The sequence below is a fragment of the Clostridium sp. CTA-19 genome (assembly GCF_054767855.1).
Window position 1 is genome coordinate 1 of sequence record NZ_BAAABH010000046.1, and the last position, 19,855, is coordinate 19,855.

The following is a 19,855-nucleotide window of genomic DNA, read 5'->3' on the forward strand; positions in this document are numbered from 1 at the left end:
AACCCTATATAGGGTTCCAAGTTGACTTTTAAAATTATCCATTCCAAAACTTGGATACCTAAAATAGTGAGACATGCTCAGAATCACTTAGAATTTAACACTGCATCTTGTATGAAAATATTTTAAGGTTATTGAATAAATTTAAGTTGAAGCTTGTTTCCCTATAGAACTGGTTAAAATAGAAATTGTAATTATTTTAATAATATACGAAAATCCCTCTGAGAATTCAGAGGGATTTTGTATTTAATAAACTTAAAAAAACTTTGATTAATTATATTATTTTAGAGAGGCTTACAAAATAGTTTATATAGATATGATAATATTTATATTAGAGAGTAACTGTGATAGAATTTAATAATTAAGTATTTTATGGGAGATTGTAATGAGAATTTTATTAATTGAAGATGATTTAAAATTAAAAAAATATATAAGTGAATATTTAAGAGCATACGATTATAATGTTGATACAGTTGAAAATTTTGACGATGTCATGGGATATATTACTAAAATTAATCCAGACTTGATAATATTAGATATTAATTTACCTAAATTTGATGGCTTCTATTTTTTAAAGCTTATTAGAAAGTTATATAAAATTCCAGTAATAATACTTTCTGCTAGAAGTGATGAAGGCGAACAGATAAGAGGTATGGAACTTGGAGCGGATGATTATGTAACTAAACCTTTTAGTATAGGTATATTACTTGCTAAAATTAATGCTTTATTAAGAAGGGTTAAGGATTATAACGAGGAAGAAATTGAGGTTGGAGAATTAACCTTAATTAATAATAGTATGAAGCTTAAATATAAAAATCAAATTATAGAGCTTACAAAAAATGAGTATAGAATATTAAATATACTTATAAAAAATATAGAAAAAGTAGTTAGTAGAGAAGAACTTTTAGAAGCTTTATGGGATGATAGTAATTTTATAGAAGATAGTACTTTAACCGTTAATATGACAAGGGTTAAGAAGAAATTAAGTGATTTAGGTATAAATAATTCTATAGTAACTAAAAGAGGGGTAGGATATGTCTTTATTGGAGTTGATAATTAGGGTTTTAAAATTAAAAAGACGAGATTTAATAGCTCTAATAGTAAATACTACATTCATAATAGTGTTCTACTTTTTATTATTTGAAAATAGTGAGATATTATATCCATTAATATTAAGTGGAACAGTGATAATAGTTTATTTTATTATTGAGATTATTAAGTATTGTGGATTTAAACAAAAACTTGCAGATAGCATTAAAAGTCCTAATTACAAAAAGAACAATGTTGATTATAAAGAAGAAGAAATTTTAAATGTAATTGATGAAATTCATAATGAGTATCTTAATGAAATCTATGAGTTAAAGGAAAAAATAAAAGGTAAAGATTATTTGTTTTCTCAATGGATTCATAATATGAAAACATCAATAACAGTAATTGATTTAGCTTGTGAGAAAAGTGAATTAGAAAATAAAGAAATAAAATATATTAAGGATATAAAGGAAGAGAACTCTTCAATTAAAAAAAATTTAGAAGAGTGTTTAAATTTATTGAGATTAGAAGATTTTTCACGAGATTATGTTACAAACCCCTATAATCTTAAAGAATTAGTTAGTAATGCAATTAATTTAAAAAAAAGAGACTTTATATATAAAGGAGTGTTTCCAAAGGTAAATATTAGTGAAAAAATTTATATTTATACTGATAAAAAATGGTTTATATATATGTTAGAGCAAATAATAGCTAATGCTATAAAGTATTCTAAAATTAAAAATAGCAGTAGGATAGAGATATATGCAAAAGAAAATGCTAGAGAAGTAGAATTAATAGTTAAAGATTATGGAGTAGGTATAAATAAAGAAGATTTACCAAGGATATTTAATCCATTTTTTACTGGTAACAATGGAAGACAAGAAAGAAGTTCAACAGGAATTGGACTATATATGGTAAAATTGATATCTAAGAAACTTGGAATTTTAGTTGATATACAATCCGATGTCGGTAAAGGTACTAAAGTTAGTATTAAGTTTAAAGATGAAAAAGTTATTTAGAATTAAACATTGCAGAAATGTAACATTGTGTAAGGGGAATCCATTTAAGACAAATGGATTCCCCTTTATAATAGTATTATGCATATAAGAATTAAATTTTTAGTTTGAAGTTTTAGATGAAAAAGTAAAAGTAATTTTAAAAATAGGTGAGGAGTTTAGAAATGGAAATTTTAATGATAAATAACTTAACAAAAATTTATAGTTCATACAAAGGTGTAAAAGAAGTAAAAGCATTAGATGGAATAAGTTTAACTATTAACAATGGAGAATTTGTTGGAATAATGGGACCTAGTGGTAGTGGAAAGACAACATTACTTAACATACTTTCGGGGGTAGACAATAAAACTTCAGGAGAAATAATTATAAAGGACAAAAATATAAGTAAAATGAAAAAAGATGAATTAGCTTTGTTTAGAAGAAAAAATATTGGATATATATTTCAAGATTTTAATCTTTTAGATAGTTTAAATTTGGAAGAAAATATAGCATTACCGCTTATATTAGATAAATTGGAGCCTGTGAAAATAGAAAAAAAAGTTCATAGTCTTATGACATTTTTCAATATAGAAGATTTAAAAAAGAAGTATCCATATCATGTGTCTGGTGGCCAAAAACAAAGAGTAGCAGCTGCAAGGGCCTTAATTAATGAACCGGCTATAATATTTGCAGATGAGCCAACAGGAAACCTAGATTCAAAATCAGCTAATAATGTAATGGAAACCATAAGTAGCATGAATAAGGATATTAATAGTACCATTTTAATGGTAACTCATGACCCTTTTGCTGCATCTTTTTGTAAAAGAATAATATTTATTAAAGATGGTAAAATCGAAATAGAGATAGCATCAAATGGAGATAGAAAAGATTTTTTCGATAAAATATTAGAAGTGCAAAGTGTTATAGGGGGGGATAAATAATGACTTTTTCTTCTATAATACGTAAAAATTTTATTCATAATTTCAACAAATATATTTCCTTTTATCTTATTAATGCATTAATTGTAGCTATGTTATTTATGTATGGAAGTTTAATGTTTAATCCAATCATTTTGCAAAGCATTGGAAAAACTTCATTATACGAGACTATTAAAATTGCGTTAATAGGAATTGTAATATTTTCAATAGTCTTTATAACTTACACTAATATAGCATTCTTAAAAAATAGAGGTAAAGAATTTGGAATGTATTTAACTTTAGGTATGACTACTAAAGATTTAATGAAGCAAATACTTATAGAAAATTTAGGGATAATGGTGTCTTCATCAATAACAGGAATTTTAGGCGGTGTTATATTTGGAAGATTATTTTATATGGGGTTAAATAAAATATTGAATGGAGCATCAATTCCATACAAATTGAATTATAAGAGTTTTTTATTAAGTTTAGGAATATTCCTAGTAATATTTTTATGTAACCTTTTATTTAATGTAATTTATATAAGAAAAATGTCTATAATGGAAATTTTAAAGTCTTCAAAGAAAAGTGAAATAGGTAAAAAATATACAGTGATAGGGTTAATAGCTTTAGTACTATTTATAATATCATTATATTGTTTACCTAAAACTCTTTTAAATGAAATTTTTAAAAATAAATCTTATATGCTTGGATTATTTATAATTTTTACAATAATATGTCCCTATATGATAATAGGAACAGGCATTGTTTTGATTAAAGAGATATTTAATAAGTTTCCTAGAGCTTATAATAAAAATATTCTTATTCTTTCAAATTTGTCCCATAGATTTTTAGGGTATAAAAATGTTCTGTATATGATCTCTTTATTAATGGCAGGGGCAATGTTCTTTGTTGGGTTTAGTTATTCTTTATATGTATCAAGTAGAGAATATATAAATATGAACAATCCATTTGATATTATGTTTGTTGAAGATGAAGGTTACAATAAAATAAAAAAAGAAGAAGTAGAAAAAATAATAGAAGATGAAAAGGGAACAATAAAAGATTATAAGATATTAGAGTGTTTAAATGTACCTATGTTTAGAGCGGAAAATGAGGGGTTTATATTTTGGGGAGCCAGAACGGTTGTAAGTGAAAGCAATTATAATAAGCATATGAATGAAACCATTGATATAAAACCTAGCAGTGCACAATATATAAATGTAGTGAAAGAAAAAATAGAATTTAATCATCCAAAAGCTATTTTAGCCACGCTTAGTGAAAGTCAAGTTGAAGAGGCAAGAAAATTGGAAAAAGAAAATATAAATAATAATTATGTAATAAATGTAGGAAGTGTAGAAAAGGTTATAGGAAATAGCTATACTCTTAATTTAGAAAAAGAAAATATTGAAAGTAGAAAAGGAGTTCCTTTTGTAAATCATCAATTAGGAAGTGCCTTTGTTTTAAATGATATGGACTATGAACTTTTGAAAAATAAGTTATCAGTAAAAGCAGTAGAAAATATTCATTTAATAAATGTTAAAAATGGAGATAAAGGTTTTTACTCTTTAGTAAATTATTTAAGAATTAAAAATAACTTAGATGAATCATTTTGGAAAGAAGGAAATCTTTGGGGGAAACATTCATATGATGAGGAAGGAAGAAAAGAATATCATAGACCAATGTATAAAGAAGAGCTCATAAAGTTGCAAATAGAAAATTATGGAATAGTGTTCTTTACAATGTCTTTTATAGGATTACTGTTTGTAATAGCAAATGGTGTCGTCTTATATTATAAAGTATTGTCAGATGTAGATAATGAAGAAGAAAGAATAGAATCATTGATAAGGATAGGTGTAACTGAAAAAGAAATAAAAACTATAATAAGCAAAGAATTAGCTATAACATTTTTCATACCAATTCTTGTTGGAGGAGGATTAGGTATGTATTACTTGTATGTTATGTGCTCAAATATGATAATCGTAAAACTTCTTATGAAAAAAGCATTATTAATCTTAGGCTTAGTAACAAGTATCCAAATAATATTCTATTTGATAAGTAGAAAAAAATATATAAAAGAAGTTATATAGTTAAGATAATGTAATAAAAATTATAAAAAGTTTCTGCTAATAATTAATATTAGCAGAAACTAAAATTATTTTATAATAGGTCTAAAATTTAGCTTATTTTATTATATTAGGTCACAAGCTTGACTACACATCATATTAAAAGGCATTGGTAATGCACTACAAATTGTAGGACAAAGTGTTTTACCAGCGGCACAAGCTTCTTTGCATATTCTTTGAGCATCTCCAGGTAAAAGGGTACAAGTCATATCACATAAGAAACCATTTGGAGATACACTATTATCCATAGGAGTAGTATAGAATGAATTTCTAGAAACTGGTTTTGCTTGAAGTGGTAATTTCATATTAATTCACCTCCTTTCAAAAAAATTTTAAAAGGTGAACTTATCTACATAAAGACTTACAAATCTCTCTTGCTATAGCACTTTGTAAATTATTACAATTAATTAAGCAATCTTCATAAGTTGATATTTGGTTTGGTTTTATTCCTTTATCTTTTAATGAAACTTGTGTTAAATTTCTTACAACTGGTTTTGCTTGCATTGGTAATTTCACAAGAATACCCCCCTTTACAATTTCATTAGATATTAGAGATTTAGTATGCTTCCCATGAACGTACAGTACCTATTGAAACAGGAACTACATCACTAACATCTAATGTAAAGAAATAAACATGTCTTGCTTTTTCAAGTCTATCTTCTGGATGGAAAAGTGTTAATTTTATATCCCAACAATCAGAATTTGGTCTGCAGATTTTACTAGGCTCTGCTTCTATAGTATCAAGTGCTAGTCCTTTTAATATTGCATCTTCAAGGACTTCTTGAATTTGTGCTAAATTTGTTCCAGTGTAATTTAATGCACGTTCTTGAGAGGTTCGTCCTAAATTTCTTAGTTCATAATATACACGTTTAAGGAAATTTGACATGGCATCTTTTATTCTATCAAATTCTTGCTTAGCTTTTAAATCTAATTGATTTGTAGGAGTTTCCATTATTGATTCAACTAATTTTGTAACAGACCAATTATACATTCCTCTTAATTCAGGTATAATAACAGGAACTGTATATCCATTCATTAATGTTATACTTCCTGAAATAATTCCTGGGATGGAAACAATATCACTAATGCCATTAGCTGTATCTTTAAGAAAACTTCTTAAAATTTTATATGATTCATAACCAAAAGGACCTATAGGTTGAATTGCATAAATTGGAGTAGATTCTTGATTTAAAGTCCATATAATTGAAGAAGCATGTGCTGGATTTTCATTAAGATATTCTAATAATTGTTTAGGATCATAAGGATTTGGTGTAGGATTATAACTACTACTCATCATTTGAATAAATGAGTCACGTCTAGCCTCGCTACTAAAATCATAGTTTATACTTCCTAATGCATAAACAAGTGAAGGAGCAGAATCCCCAAAAGGACATCCACAACCAGATAATTCAATACTGTCTCCTTGTAAACTTTTACTAGATTTATTAGAGTTATTTAAATTTGTATTGTTAGTTTCTTCTGAAACTGAAATATTTTTTATATTATTATTTTCATAATCCATAATATTTGAACTTCCTTTCATTTTAAATTTACTTTTATCAAATTTAGATATTAAAAAAGTATTATTTTTATTCTTTAAATTTATCTGTTTTGATATTTCTTGCAAAGTACCAGAAATGTTTAATATTCCAGCTAAACAACGATTAGTTTCTGAATTTTTATTTAAATGACAAGGTAAAGCGTTGTTTAAAATAGAATCTCTTATTGCTAAAGCATTAGGTTTTATACCATTTTGTATTTGATAGCTCAAAAAAAGAGCTATAATTCCTGTTACAATAGGTGCTGCAAAACTTGTTCCGTTGTTTGTAGTGGCTTTATTATCAGGAGCAGCGCCTAAAATATTTTCTCCAGGGGCAAGAATTCCTTGAAATTGATACGCATCACCCCAATTACTATAATCTTTAGGTACTCCATTAGAATCCATAGACCCTACAGCAAGTACTGATGGAATTGAGGCTGGTATATGAAGACATCTACAACCATCATTTCCAGCAGCAGCAACAATAAGAACCCCTTTTTCATCACATATTTTAATTGCGTCTATTAAATGATAGTTGGCATTTTCACTATGCACAAGTTGTCCACTACTAATATTTATAATATTAGCACCAAGTTCAACTGCCTTTAAAATTGCAGCAGCTAAATCTTCTTGAGTACATTTTATAGAATTATTTCCAATATTATCTGAGTAGATTGGTATTATAATACCCGTGCAATTTGGAGCTATACCTGGAACACCACATGAATGTTGTCCAAAAATTATACTGGTAACATGAGTACCATGTGATGTAGCTGTTCCTTTCACTGTGCTTTTGTTATTCAAAAAATTTATGCTTTTTATATTAGACTTTTTAAAACAATTATGGGATAGATCAACAGAACCATCTAATATAGCGATGGAGATATTAGGGTCTCCCATAGTTAATGTCCATAACTTTCTTAGATCTTTTTCAATAATTCCATAGGATTTTAAAGTACTATCTTCATTGCTAGGAGACAAAAAGTTAGCTTGTCCAATAAATTCCATATTTTTTTCAATGTTATTTGGTAATATTTGTAACATTTTTTTCAATACTTCATTAATTTCATATTCTGTTGTTTCTCTTGACAAACTAAAACGCAAACTGGAGCATATTTGAGAATCAGTCAATCCCATAGCTTTTAAAACATGAGAATTTCCTAAATGGTTATTTGAACAAGCTGAACCATGAGAAACATATATTTTATTTTGAGAAAGTTTATCAAGAAGATCTTTACCACGTATTCCTGAAAATTGAATATTTGTAGTGTTGCATAAACGGGTTGATTCATATCCATTTATTAATGCAGTAGGCATAATTTTAATAATACCTTGTTCTAATAGGTCTCTACATTTTGTGATATTAGGGATAAACTTATCCATTGTATTGGAAATAATTTCACAGGCTTTACCAAAACCAACTATAGTAGGTAATGATTCTGTTCCACTACGTTTACCATTTTCTTGTCCACCACCGTGTATTAATGGAGCAACTTTATTCATATCACGTATATATAGGGCACCACAACCTTTAGGACCATGTATTTTATGACCTGATATAGTAAGAAGGTCTATATTTAAATCATTTACATCAATAGGTATTTTACCTACTCCTTGAACAGCATCACAATGAAAAAGTATATTGTATTTTTTTGCAATTTTGCCGATTTCTTTTATTGGGAAAAGTACTCCAGTTTCATTATTTGCAAACATGATTGAGATTAATGCTGTATTTGGATGAGATTTTATAACTTCTTCTACCTGATTTGGATATAATAGACCATTATGATCTACTGGAAGGTAAGTTACTGTATGTCCATTTTTCTCCAAATAATTAAAATTTTCTAATACAGAAGAATGCTCAACCATAGAAGTTATAAAGTGATGCTTTTCTTTTAAAGTTTCAGCAAATCCCTTAAGTGCAAGATTATTGCCTTCTGTTCCTCCAGAGGTAAAAATAATATTTTGAGATTTACATCCTAGTAATTGCGCTACTTTTGTTCTAGCCTTTTCTAATTCAAGTTTTGAATATTTCCCTAATTCGTGAGAGCTAGATGGGTTTCCATAATTATCATTTAATATGGGAAGCATTTCATTCATTACCTCAGGGAAAATATGTGTAGTTGCGTTATTATCCAAATAAATAGGATTCATTTCATTTACACATCCTTATAACTAAATGTTTTGAGATAATCTATTAGTACTTTATGCAAATAAGTAATAAAAAGTTACGACCAATTCTTAATGAAAATAAAATATAATTTTGAAAATTTAAGATTATATTATATATAAAAAAAAGTAAACTGTGCTTAAATACTATAGTTCAGAAGTATTTTATTAAATATAGAATTAGATTTAAAAATATATACAACATGCAAAGTTTACACTTTATTAATAAATAATATATTGTAAAACATAATAATGTATTTATTTTACATTACAAATAATAGATATTATATTTAAAGATAAAACTAAATAAGGGGAATTTAAAAAATGAATAGTGATAAGGTTTATATAGCTTATACAATTATATTTATAATTATATTTTCAAAATTTTATAAAATTTATGACTTTTTGAAAAAAATAATAAGTAAAATGAACATTAAAAATGAAATTTTAATAATGACATATTTGCTGCTTTGATTATGGGATGGATGTGGAGTATGGTTATTAATTATAAAAAATATAAAACTAACATGATTGACGTTAAAAAAAATAAATGATATTATATAAATATAAATTTAAAATAGATAGATTTCAAAAGTAAAGTGAGGGAAGTTTGTGAGTGTTTAGTATCTTAAATAATTAATTGAATATTAATTTCTAAAAATTGGGTATTTTACCTTTATTTGTTGTGAAATTAATTAAAATTATTAAGATACAAGTCTGCAAATTTACTCATTGTGAAGGTGTTTAAAAATTATTTTTAAATATCTTTAAAAGTGTTAATTTAAAGCTGTGGTGTATCCATGGCTTTTTTTATTGGAAAAATGAAATCTATCATGCAAGATGAGTAAAAAATATAGAAGACTTGTTGATATTATTTATTTCAATCAATAAATTATTTATTGATTGTTTAATAGGAGGAGTATTAACAAGATGAATAAAGAAACATTAGAAAAATTAAATTATTACGAGTTAAAAGAAATAGTTAAAGAATATTGTGTTAGTGGTTTAGGAAAAATTTTATTAGATAAACTAGAGCCTAGTAATAGCTTAAAGCAAGTAAATAGAATGTTAGATGAAACATCACAGGGGAGAAATCTTTTAGATGCAGGATATCATATACCATTAGAAGGAATATTTAATATTACAAATTATATAGAAAAAATAGAAAAAGGTGCTGCTTTAGAGCCTTCGGATTTAACAACTATATCTGACTTTTTAAGAGGGTGTAGAAAGGTGAAAATATTTATAAAAGACAAGGAAGGATATGCACCTACATTAAGTGCCTATGGTGATAATATATCTGATTTAAGTTATATAGAAGAAGAAATAAGTTTATCAATTAAAAGTAATAGAGTAGACTCAAATGCTTCAAGAGAATTAAAAAAGATAAGACGTCATATTGAAAGTTGTGAAAGTAAAATAAGAGATAAGCTTGAAAAATTTTTAAAATCAAGTAGCAATAAAAATTATATACAGGAATTCTTTATAAGTGAGAGAAATGGAAAGTTTACAATTCCTATAAAGGCTGCTTATAAAAATAGTATAGAAGGAAGTATAATAGAAACATCACCAAAGGGTACTACAGTGTTTGTTGAATTAGCATCAATTCAAAAGTATACAAGTGAACTTGCTGTTTTAAAATCAGAAGAGGCTGTAGAAGAGTATAAAATATTAGCATTATTAACAAATATGATATTTGAAAAAATAAAAGAATTAAAGATGAATATAGATGTTATATCAGAGTATGATATGATTTTTGCAAAGGCTAAATATAGTAAAAGCATAAATGGTGTAAAGCCTTTAATGAATAAAAATGGATATATTAATATAGTAAAGGGAAAATATCCATTATTAAAAGATAGTGTCCCTTTAGATTGTAACATTGGTAAAGATTTTAGAACTCTAATTATAACAGGACCTAATGCAGGAGGAAAAACTGTTGTTTTAAAAACTATTGGATTGTTAACTTTAGCAGTTCAATCTGGGTTTCATATAGCAGCTAAAGATGGAACGGAAATGGCTGTTTTTAATAAGGTATTTGTTGATATAGGAGATAATCAGAGTATAGAAAACGCTTTAAGTACTTTTTCATCTCATGTAAAAAATTTAGCTGCAATTTTAAAATTAAGTGATAAATCAACACTATTATTATTTGATGAAATAGGAAGTGGAACAGAACCAAATGAAGGTGCAGCATTAGCCATATCTATACTAGAGGAGTTTTATCATAAAGGATGTATAACGGTAGCATCAACTCATTATGGTGAAATTAAAAATTTCTCTTTTAATCATCCTGATTTTGAAAATGCAGCTATGGAATTTAAATGCGATACTTTAGAACCGCTATATAAATTGCAAATAGGCAAATCAGGAAATAGTAATGCTTTATATATAGCCGAAAAAATGGGAATAGATAAGCCTGTAATAGAAAGAACTAAAGAATATATAAAAAATAAAAACTACAATTATGATTTTCTAAGAAGTAGTAAAATAATTAAAAATGAAAAAGAAGCTAAAAGAGAATATAATTGTGATTACAAAGTAGGAGATAAAGTTTTTATAATAGATGACAATGAGTATGGTATAGTATATAAGGAAAAAGATGAATTTAATAATCTAATTATTTTTATAAATAATAATTTAAAAGAAATAAATTATAAGAGGATTAAGTTAGAAATAAAGGCAGAAGAATTATATCCAGAAGGATATGATTTAAATCAAATATTTGTATCTTTCAAAGAAAGAAAGTTAGAAAAAGATATAAAACGTGGATCTAAAAAGGCTTTAAAACAAATACAAAAAGAAATGAAAAGATAATGAAGACTTCACCAATGCTTTTTATAGTATTGGTGGAGTTTTTATATTTACAAATTATCAATAAAAATTAATATCTATAATGTCGTTTTATATTATAATTATATTTGTATAAAATTAGGTATTAATTTACGGAAAGTATTCGATATTACTGTTGAACAAGTGATAATAATTTAATACTGCAAAAGAAGACCTTCTTACGAGAAGATTATCTATAAATATTGAAATATTGTATAATTTTAAAATTGAAGAATTGACTTGTAAAATAGGAAAAGTAATGTCTTATAAAAGTAGAATATTCAGGTAGGTTAAAACTTCAAATTAGAAATCTATATAAGGAATAGTTAAAAATAAAATAAATTTAAGTGTTATTATATTAAAGGGAAAATAGACTTGAAAGTATTGAGAGGAGTAATTTATGTATAAAGTTTTAATTGTTGAAGATGATTTAGTAATTGCAAAGTCACTTAAAAGCTGTTTAAGTCAATGGAATTACGATACAGAGTTTGTTGTAGACTTTAAGGATATTAATAAGCAATTTATTGAGTTTAATCCACATCTAGTTCTGTTAGATATATCGCTACCATTTTTTAATGGATATCATTGGTGTACTGAAATTCGTAAAATATCAAAGGTTCCTATTATTTTTATTTCATCTATGTCTGACAATATGAATATTGTTATGGCTGTAAATATGGGAGGCGATGATTTTATTGCCAAGCCATTTGATTTAAATGTTATTATTGCAAAGGTGCAAGCGTTGTTAAGAAGAACATATTCTTTTAGTGGACAAATGAATGTAATTGAGCATAATGGAGCAGTTTTAAATATTAGTGATACAACTATAGAGTATAAAAATTCTAAAATTGAACTTACTAAAAATGAATTTAAAATAATTCAAATTTTAATGGAAAATGCAGAAAAAGTGATTTCTCGTGAAGATATTATGAAAAGGTTATGGGAAAGTGATAGCTTTATTGATGATAATACTTTAACTGTTAATGTTACGAGATTAAGAAAAAAGTTAAGTGATATTGGACTTATTGATTTTATTAAAACTAAAAAAGGTATAGGATATATGGTGAATTAGTTATGGAAAAAAAAACGTTTTTATGTATATTAATTTCGTATATTAAAGACCATATAAAAATCATATTTATATATAGTATTTTTATTATGATTTTCATTGCAGTATTTTCTTTGTATTCTTTAGAACTTGAAGCAATAGTATATTCATTTTTATTATCATGTACTGTTGCTATTATATTTATAGTATATGATTTTATTAAGTATTATAAGAAGCATAACCAATTATATGTTTTAAAAAAACAAATTACTATTAGTTTAGAGAAAATGCCTTTAGCAAAAAACTTAATTGAAAAGAATTATCAAAATATTTTAGTAGAACTTTATAATAACAAGATAGAGATGAATTCAAAAGCAGACATGAAGCGTACAGAAATGATGGATTATTATAATCTTTGGGCACATCAAATTAAGACACCTATTTCTGCAATGAGATTATTGCTACAGATGGAAAAAAGTGAAGGAAACAAAGAATTATTAGCAGAGCTTTTTAAAATTGAACAATATGTTGAAATGGTTTTAGGTTATTTGAGAATTGAAAATGCATCATCAGATTTAGTTTTTAAAAATTGTGATTTATCTAAAATTATAAAACAAGCAGTTAGAAAACATGCTAACACATTTATCAGAAAGAATATATCTCTTGAATTTAATGAAATAAATTGTACTGTTTTAACTGATGAAAAGTGGTTAGTCTTTGTAATTGAACAAATATTATCTAATGCTTTAAAATATACAAATGAAGGCAAAATAACTATATATATGCATAAGTCTAATGAAAAGATTTTGATTATTGAGGATACAGGAATAGGAATTGCTAAAGAAGATTTACCACGAATATTTGAAAATGGTTATACTGGGTATAATGGGCGTATGGACAAAAAGGCGACAGGTATTGGATTATATCTTTGCAAAAAAATATTGAATAAGTTATCACACAAAATAATAATTACTTCTGAAATAGGGGTAGGTACAACAGTTAAAATTGATCTTTTTTCAGCTAAAACTATGTTTGAATAATGAGGTGCTTACAAAAGTGTAAGGTTAGATAGGAAAATGCAAGGCTAAGTTATGGCATTGCATTTTCTTTTTTTTTATAATAAAAACATAGAAGATATTGAATTTAAGTAGATTAAATTCTAAAAAATATTTTATGCATAATCAAATAAAGAATAGACGGTTAAATTTAAGTTCTTAAGTTTAGGTTTGAAAATAATAGGTTTGAAAATAATAGGTTTGAAAATAATAGGTTTAAATGAGATTTAGGAGGAGTTTTTTATGAAGTTGTTAGAAGCAAACAATTTAAAAAAAATATATATGACAAGATTTGGTGGAAATAAAGTACAAGCATTGGAAAATGTAACATTCTCGGTAGAAAAAGGTGAATATGTAGCTATTATGGGTGAGTCAGGTTCAGGAAAAACTACTTTACTTAACATATTGGCATCTTTAGATAAACCAACTAGTGGTGAGGTTTTATTAAATGGAAAAAACATTGTATCTATAAAAGAAAGTGAAGTTGCTACATTTCGTAGAGATAACTTAGGATTTGTATTTCAAGATTTTAATTTACTTGATACATTTTCTTTAAAAGACAATATATTTTTACCACTTGTTCTATCAGGAAAATCATACAATGAAATGGAAAGTAGATTAGAGCGTATTGCAAATAAGTTAGGTATCAAGGAAATATTATCGAAATACCCTTATGAAGTTTCTGGCGGACAAAAACAAAGGGTAGCTGTTGCACGAGCTATTATTACTAACCCACAACTTATTTTAGCAGATGAGCCAACAGGTGCACTTGATTCAAAGGCTACAGATCATTTATTAAAAATGTTTTCAGAAATAAATGAAGGAGGTCAGACAATTTTAATGGTTACTCATAGTACTAAAGCTGCAAGTCATGCTAGTAGAGTATTATTTATTAAAGATGGAGAAGTGTTCCATCAGATATATAGAGGAATAATGTCTAATGAGGAAATGTTTGAAAAAATCTCCAATACATTAACAATAATTACCAATGGAGGGGATGTAAATGAGTAGAATGTTTTATCTTAAATTAGCAATAAGTAATATTAGAAAAAACAGCAAAACTTATATCCCATACATTATTACGTGTATATGTAGTATTATGATGTTTTATATTATGAGCTCTATTTCAAAGAACCCGGGATTAGACCAAGTTCCAGGATCAGATAGTTTGAAAAGTATGCTTTCTTTTGGAACAGTTGTAATTGGTATTTTTTCAACTATATTTCTTTTTTATACCAATAGTTTTTTAATAAAAAGAAGGAAAAAGGAAATTGGGTTATACAATGTGCTAGGGCTTAGTAAGAAACACATTGCGAAGGTTTTATTTTTAGAAAATATTTTTATTGCAAGTATTAGTTTCATATTTGGACTAACTGGCGGAATTATTCTTGATAAGTTTATGTTCTTGTTATTTTTAAAGGTGCTTAATTTCCCAGTAGCTTTCGGATTTTATATTTCAAAAATATCTATAGTAAGAACATTAATTCTTTTTATAGGAATCTTTTTTATGACACTAATGGCAAATTTATTTGAAATTAAAAGATCTAATCCAACTGAACTTTTAAAAGGTGGGCAGCATGGAGAAAAAGAACCTAAAACGAAATGGATTATGACAATTATAGGTGTTGTAGCACTTGGGACTGGATATGGAATAGCTTTATATGTTAAATCACCACTCTCAGCTTTACAATTGTTTTTTACTTCTGTTATTTTAGTTATTATAGGAACCTATGCGCTTTTTACAGCAGGAAGTATTGCTTTATTAAAGCTTTTAAGAAGAAATAAAAAGTTTTATTATAAAACAAGCAATTTTGTATCTGTTTCTGGAATGATATATAGGATGAAGCAAAATGCAGTAGGTCTTGCTAACATTTGTATTTTAAGCACAGCAGTACTTGTTATGCTTTCAACAACGGTTTCTTTATATGTTGGAGTGGAAGATGTTTTAAGAAATAGATATCCAAGAGAAGTTTTAATAAATACATCAGAAGTTGAAAAAAGCCAATGTGAAAAAATAGATAGAATTGTAGATAGTGAAATAAAAGAAAATAATATAGTAGCAAAAAATAGGGTGAATTATTTAGAATATACTATTCCATGTGTAAAAGAAGAAGATAAATTTTTAGTCATAAAAGATGATTTACTTGATTCAGATGTTTGTTTTATAAATGCTGTTCCACTTTCAGATTACAACAGATTAGAAAATAAAAATGTAAATCTTGGCGATGATGAAGTTATTATTTTTTCAGAAGGAAAGAAGAAATATGGAAAAGATAGTATTACTATTAATGATAAAACTTATAAAGTAAAAGAAGAAATAGATAAATTAGAAAGTATATCGGGAAGTTTTACGGATATAGTAGAGTCGTATACAGTGATTTCAAAAGATATCAACAATATTTGTGAGCTTAATAAAAAGCGTAAAGGATACATAGTTGGATTTGATGTTAATGGAAAATCAAATGATATGATTACAATTTCCAATAAATTAAATAAAAAATTTGATGAAAATAATATGGCTGTTACTGCCGAGAGTATAGAAAGTAATAAAAAAGATTTTTTATCTTTATATGGAGGATTGTTCTTTTTAGGAATTTTTCTTGGCATATTATTTTTAATGGCAACAGTATTAATTATTTATTATAAACAGATATCTGAAGGATACGATGATAAAGAACGATTTGAAATAATGCAAAAAGTTGGTATGAGTAAGGTTGAAATAAAAAGAACTATAAGAAGCCAAGTTTTAATGATATTTTTCATACCAATTACTTTTTCAGTAATTCATATTGTTTTTGCATTTCCTATAATCACGAAGTTGCTAGCAGTTTTCATGTTAACAAATGTAGCATTATTTAGAATAACTACGTTAATAACAATTTTAGTTTTTACAATTATTTATTTTATAATATTTGCTCTAACAACAAGGACTTATTATAAAATTGTTGAGGAATAAATAAGAAATAAGAGAATACTGTTTTATTATTTATATGGTTATGTCTAATATAAGATGATAATCATATTTAAGCCCTTGAAGTTCAAGGGCCTTTTTCTATATTGAATTCAATAGGTTATATGTATGGTTTAAAAAGTTTATAGCTATAAGTAAAAAAATAAAACCTTTATTGTATACCAAAATTAAGTATAGTGCAATTTATGAAGTAATTGGAATGAAAAAACTCATTTAGAATATATGTAGATATAATAGGAAATAAAGAAATTGACCATTTAAAGAATAACATGTCAGTAGTGTTTGATAGATAATTATAATATTCTTAAGTAGCATTAAAAATAGCTAAAAATTAGTGGTAATTTACCATTTGTTAACAATCTAAAGTAATAACATTAATATCTATAATGTTATTTTATATTATAATTATATTTATACCACTAGGGTGCAATTTTTAAATGCTTTTACAAAGTTATATAAAGCATGTGGTTATAAAAGCAAGTGTAAATCTAAAATATAAGAAATAAATATGCTTGCATTAGAGGAAAAATAAAAATGGATTTTTAAAAGAAATTAGTAGGTAAAATGAATTTGATGAGGTTTTTATGGACATATTGAATTGCGAATTTAAAGAATCAATTATATGTAAAACATTATAAGAATATAATAAAATATTGACTTGTAATTTTATAGATGAATGTATAAGGTGGTGTAAAAATGAGAGATTATAGATTGCAATATCATACCGTAAGTAAAATGCTTCAAGCAAAGACCAGAATGACTAAGTCAGCTATGCTTTGCTTGGAGCTAGATAATTGTTAGTAGCTGTAACAAACAAGCTCCGATAAGATATGTAAGCTTACTTTTTCATAGGTCTTTGCCTTAATTAATAGTATTAAGGGGGGCAATGAGTATGAAATATGTTAAAGCGTATGAGGTTTTACCAGAGGATATTATAGAAGTAATTCAAAATTATATAGATGGAGAGTATTTATATATACCAAGAAAAACTGAAAATGAAAAGTCTTGGGGAGAAAAAAGTGGAGCTAAAAAAATGCTAAAGGAAAGAAATTCTCAGATTTTAAGAAAATATAATAAGGGAATTAAGGTTACACAGTTAGCTAAGGAATACTTTCTATCAGAACAAAGTATACGAAGAATCATAAGTAAAGAAAGAAGAGAAAATTTACTACAAAGTGGTTAATTTAAAATATAAAAAAGTCCTATCATCAAAACTATTAAAGGTATTGATGATGGGGCTTTTTTTATATCAAATTTGATACAGAATAGTTTTGGATATATATAATTTCAGTTAAAGTTAATAAAATTAATATATAGAGAGTAATAAAAATGGGGGCTATTATTATGACTAAAAATGTTAAAGTAATAAATGAAATAAAAAAATTTTTAAAAGTGTTTCAAGAAAAATATATAAAAAATGATTTGAATAATATTGAAGAGTTCATTAAAGAATTTTTTATTGATGACGATAATACAAGTCTTTTAGGAGTAGGAGAAAAAAGTTGGTATTTTGGATTATCTCAGATAGAAAGTGCAATTAGAATTTATTGGAGTGATAAAAATAGTTATTTAAAGAATATTGATTTAGATATAGAAAACTCTGTGATAAATGCAGAAGAAAATGTAGCTTGCATAGCAATTAGTGGAAAAAGTTTAAATAACATCAGTGAAGAAAAAGCTTCAAATATTATGATTGATAGGTTATCAAATATATTAAATGAAAGGGAAATATCAAAAGCTGATTTAGTTCAATTTTCAGATCAAATATCAAGAAGTTTATATGATATAAGTTTAGGTGAAGAATATGTATTTCCTTTTAGAACAACATTTATTACAGTTAAAGATAATTCTAAATGGAAGATAAAACACATGAAAATTTCATTTGGAGGAGCAAGAGAAGATTTAATAATTGATGATGCAAGCATTGAGGATGAGTTTAAAATACTTCCAATAAAAAATAAAGAAGATAAAGAAGTAAATGAAATTCAGAAAGTATTAGAAATTTTACAAGAAGGTTATGACAAAAGGGATGCATCACTTGTTAACTATTATGGTGAAAAATTATTTCATCATGATGAGAATTTATATATATTTGGAACTGATAATGGAGAAAATTTTCATGGGTTTGAAGAAAGTAAGGAATTATTAAAATGTGACTGGAAATATTGGGGGGATTTTAATGTAAATAAAGAAAATGCATATATTTCAGTTTTAGGGGATATGGCTGTTGTTATTTCAAAAGCATTTATAAAATTTAAGTTTTTAGAAAAAACCGTTTGTACTTGGCCAAAATCTAACTTTGAATATTTTATACGAGAGAATAAAAAGCAAAAAGAGTTATTACAAAATATGTTATTTTCAATAAATATGTCATTAAACTGTCTAGAATCTTATAATGAAAACTCAATTTGTCCTATGAGATTTTTCGGTGTATTAGTAAAAAAGAAAGGTAAATGGAAATTTAATCACATGCATTTTTCAGATATAGTTGAAGGGCTTCCAAGTGAAAGAATTATTAAATAATATATTGACTTAAAAAATATAATTATTAAAAAGGTTAAAAGTTATGAGCGATAAAGAATTTAGTAGTTATAAAATAAGTGAGTTAGAAGAAAAAGTAAAATAATTTTAATATTTTTGGAAAAGTTCTTTCACAGTCAGGCTCTTATTGGTATAAAGAAGAGTATTTGACTAAAGAGTATAAGCTGATAGATAAGTTACCATTAAAGTTTTATCTAAATGCTGGAGTATTAGAAGATAGACCTTATGACACTGAGCCCATAATGATGGAAGTTATAAATAATATAAAAGATGTATTAGTAGAAAAAGGTTATGATGTGAAATATGAAAATTTTTATTCAGGTCATGATTATTTAAGTTGGGGTGAAACATTGGCAAATGGTCTCATAGCACTTATAGGCAAGGAGAGTGTATAAAGAAAAATACAGCTATTTAAATTTTATAGCTGTGTTTTTCTTAATTGTAATATAGGAATGCTATATATATTTAATTGTAAATAGTAGAATTTATAAATTATAAAAGAATTAAATTTAGGAGGATGTTATGAGATTTGAAGATTTTGAATATAAAAGGGTGGATATAGAAGAAGCTAAAAGAAAAGTTTTTAAGTTAATAGAGGATTTTAGAAATAGTGATTCTTATGAAAATCAATGTTA

The 19,855-nt window shown here is 25.9% G+C and carries 15 protein-coding genes; 12 read left to right on the forward strand and 3 right to left on the reverse strand.

The window, feature by feature from the left end; all coding sequences use genetic code 11:
- Window positions 1-382 precede the first annotated feature (382 nt).
- From ACYUE0_RS16495 to ACYUE0_RS16510, 4 genes are all read left to right on the forward strand, one after another.
- Window positions 383-1,057, forward strand: coding sequence for a response regulator transcription factor (locus tag ACYUE0_RS16495; protein ID WP_010299424.1), 675 nt, complete (start codon window positions 383-385; stop codon window positions 1,055-1,057).
- Window positions 1,032-2,045, forward strand: coding sequence for a sensor histidine kinase (locus ACYUE0_RS16500; RefSeq protein ID WP_460271650.1), 1,014 nt, complete (start codon window positions 1,032-1,034; stop codon window positions 2,043-2,045). Before ACYUE0_RS16495 ends, ACYUE0_RS16500 begins: the two co-directional genes overlap by 26 nt.
- 161 nt (window positions 2,046-2,206) lie before the next feature.
- A complete protein-coding gene (locus ACYUE0_RS16505) occupies window positions 2,207-2,962 on the forward strand; it encodes an ABC transporter ATP-binding protein (RefSeq protein ID WP_199870201.1) in 756 nt (251 codons plus the stop codon).
- Window positions 2,962-5,028 (forward strand): ABC transporter permease, encoded by a 2,067-nt coding sequence (locus tag ACYUE0_RS16510; RefSeq protein WP_460271653.1) that lies wholly within the window; start codon window positions 2,962-2,964, stop codon window positions 5,026-5,028. Before ACYUE0_RS16505 ends, ACYUE0_RS16510 begins: the two co-directional genes overlap by 1 nt.
- A gap of 101 nt (window positions 5,029-5,129) precedes the next feature.
- On the opposite strand, the gene ACYUE0_RS16515 is transcribed toward ACYUE0_RS16510, so the two are convergent.
- Genes ACYUE0_RS16515 through ACYUE0_RS16525 form a run of 3 tightly spaced genes read right to left on the reverse strand, consistent with a single transcriptional unit; the run spans window position 5,130 to window position 8,758 of the window.
- Window positions 5,130-5,369 (reverse strand): hypothetical protein, encoded by a 240-nt coding sequence (locus ACYUE0_RS16515; RefSeq protein WP_460271655.1) that lies wholly within the window; start codon window positions 5,367-5,369, stop codon window positions 5,130-5,132.
- 40 nt (window positions 5,370-5,409) lie between these two features.
- Window positions 5,410-5,580 (reverse strand): hypothetical protein, encoded by a 171-nt coding sequence (locus ACYUE0_RS16520; protein ID WP_155844795.1) that lies wholly within the window; start codon window positions 5,578-5,580, stop codon window positions 5,410-5,412.
- Window positions 5,581-5,620: 40 nt separating this feature from the next.
- Window positions 5,621-8,758 (reverse strand): PatA/PatG family cyanobactin maturation protease, encoded by a 3,138-nt coding sequence (locus tag ACYUE0_RS16525; protein ID WP_460271657.1) that lies wholly within the window; start codon window positions 8,756-8,758, stop codon window positions 5,621-5,623.
- Window positions 8,759-9,703: 945 nt separating this feature from the next.
- On the opposite strand from ACYUE0_RS16525, the gene ACYUE0_RS16530 reads away from it, so the two are divergent.
- The 8 genes from ACYUE0_RS16530 to ACYUE0_RS16565 all read left to right on the forward strand — a co-directional run bounded on the left by ACYUE0_RS16530 (window position 9,704) and on the right by ACYUE0_RS16565 (window position 19,615).
- Window positions 9,704-11,590, forward strand: a complete 1,887-nt coding sequence (locus ACYUE0_RS16530; RefSeq protein ID WP_460271659.1) for an endonuclease MutS2 — start codon at window positions 9,704-9,706, stop codon at window positions 11,588-11,590.
- Window positions 11,591-12,005: 415 nt separating this feature from the next.
- Entirely contained in the window at window positions 12,006-12,677 is a 672-nt protein-coding gene (locus tag ACYUE0_RS16535) for a response regulator transcription factor (RefSeq protein WP_460271661.1), read from the forward strand.
- A gap of 2 nt (window positions 12,678-12,679) precedes the next feature.
- Window positions 12,680-13,693 carry a sensor histidine kinase gene (locus ACYUE0_RS16540; protein WP_460271663.1) on the forward strand — a complete coding sequence of 338 codons (1,014 nt, stop codon included), beginning with the start codon at window positions 12,680-12,682 and terminating at the stop codon, window positions 13,691-13,693.
- Window positions 13,694-13,951: 258 nt separating this feature from the next.
- Window positions 13,952-14,719 (forward strand): ABC transporter ATP-binding protein, encoded by a 768-nt coding sequence (locus tag ACYUE0_RS16545; RefSeq protein WP_460271665.1) that lies wholly within the window; start codon window positions 13,952-13,954, stop codon window positions 14,717-14,719.
- Window positions 14,712-16,664: an ABC transporter permease gene (locus ACYUE0_RS16550; protein ID WP_460271667.1), complete on the forward strand. Its 1,953-nt coding sequence runs from the start codon at window positions 14,712-14,714 to the stop codon at window positions 16,662-16,664. Before ACYUE0_RS16545 ends, ACYUE0_RS16550 begins: the two co-directional genes overlap by 8 nt.
- Before the next feature lie 907 nt (window positions 16,665-17,571).
- Window positions 17,572-17,862, forward strand: coding sequence for a CD3324 family protein (locus ACYUE0_RS16555; RefSeq protein WP_061994359.1), 291 nt, complete (start codon window positions 17,572-17,574; stop codon window positions 17,860-17,862).
- Between the two features lie 161 nt (window positions 17,863-18,023).
- A complete protein-coding gene (locus ACYUE0_RS16560) occupies window positions 18,024-19,202 on the forward strand; it encodes a hypothetical protein (protein ID WP_460271669.1) in 1,179 nt (392 codons plus the stop codon).
- Between the two features lie 164 nt (window positions 19,203-19,366).
- The gene (locus ACYUE0_RS16565; RefSeq protein ID WP_199870207.1) at window positions 19,367-19,615 is read left to right on the forward strand and encodes a hypothetical protein; all 249 of its coding nucleotides are present in this window, start codon (window positions 19,367-19,369) and stop codon (window positions 19,613-19,615) included.
- The last annotated feature ends 240 nt before the right edge of the window (window positions 19,616-19,855 follow it).

What these genes read in the sequence shown, in the direction of transcription:
- ACYUE0_RS16495 (WP_010299424.1), top strand. Translation starts at nt 383, where the DNA reads ATGAGAATTTTATTAATTGAAGATGATTTAAAATTAAAAAAATATATA.
- ACYUE0_RS16500 (WP_460271650.1), top strand. Translation starts at nt 1,032, where the DNA reads ATGTCTTTATTGGAGTTGATAATTAGGGTTTTAAAATTAAAAAGACGA.
- ACYUE0_RS16505 (WP_199870201.1), top strand. Translation starts at nt 2,207, where the DNA reads ATGGAAATTTTAATGATAAATAACTTAACAAAAATTTATAGTTCATAC.
- ACYUE0_RS16510 (WP_460271653.1), top strand. Translation starts at nt 2,962, where the DNA reads ATGACTTTTTCTTCTATAATACGTAAAAATTTTATTCATAATTTCAAC.
- ACYUE0_RS16515 (WP_460271655.1), bottom strand. Translation starts at nt 5,369, where the DNA reads ATGAAATTACCACTTCAAGCAAAACCAGTTTCTAGAAATTCATTCTAT.
- ACYUE0_RS16525 (WP_460271657.1), bottom strand. Translation starts at nt 8,758, where the DNA reads ATGAATCCTATTTATTTGGATAATAACGCAACTACACATATTTTCCCT.
- ACYUE0_RS16530 (WP_460271659.1), top strand. Translation starts at nt 9,704, where the DNA reads ATGAATAAAGAAACATTAGAAAAATTAAATTATTACGAGTTAAAAGAA.
- ACYUE0_RS16535 (WP_460271661.1), top strand. Translation starts at nt 12,006, where the DNA reads ATGTATAAAGTTTTAATTGTTGAAGATGATTTAGTAATTGCAAAGTCA.
- ACYUE0_RS16540 (WP_460271663.1), top strand. Translation starts at nt 12,680, where the DNA reads ATGGAAAAAAAAACGTTTTTATGTATATTAATTTCGTATATTAAAGAC.
- ACYUE0_RS16545 (WP_460271665.1), top strand. Translation starts at nt 13,952, where the DNA reads ATGAAGTTGTTAGAAGCAAACAATTTAAAAAAAATATATATGACAAGA.
- ACYUE0_RS16550 (WP_460271667.1), top strand. Translation starts at nt 14,712, where the DNA reads ATGAGTAGAATGTTTTATCTTAAATTAGCAATAAGTAATATTAGAAAA.
- ACYUE0_RS16555 (WP_061994359.1), top strand. Translation starts at nt 17,572, where the DNA reads ATGAAATATGTTAAAGCGTATGAGGTTTTACCAGAGGATATTATAGAA.
- ACYUE0_RS16560 (WP_460271669.1), top strand. Translation starts at nt 18,024, where the DNA reads ATGACTAAAAATGTTAAAGTAATAAATGAAATAAAAAAATTTTTAAAA.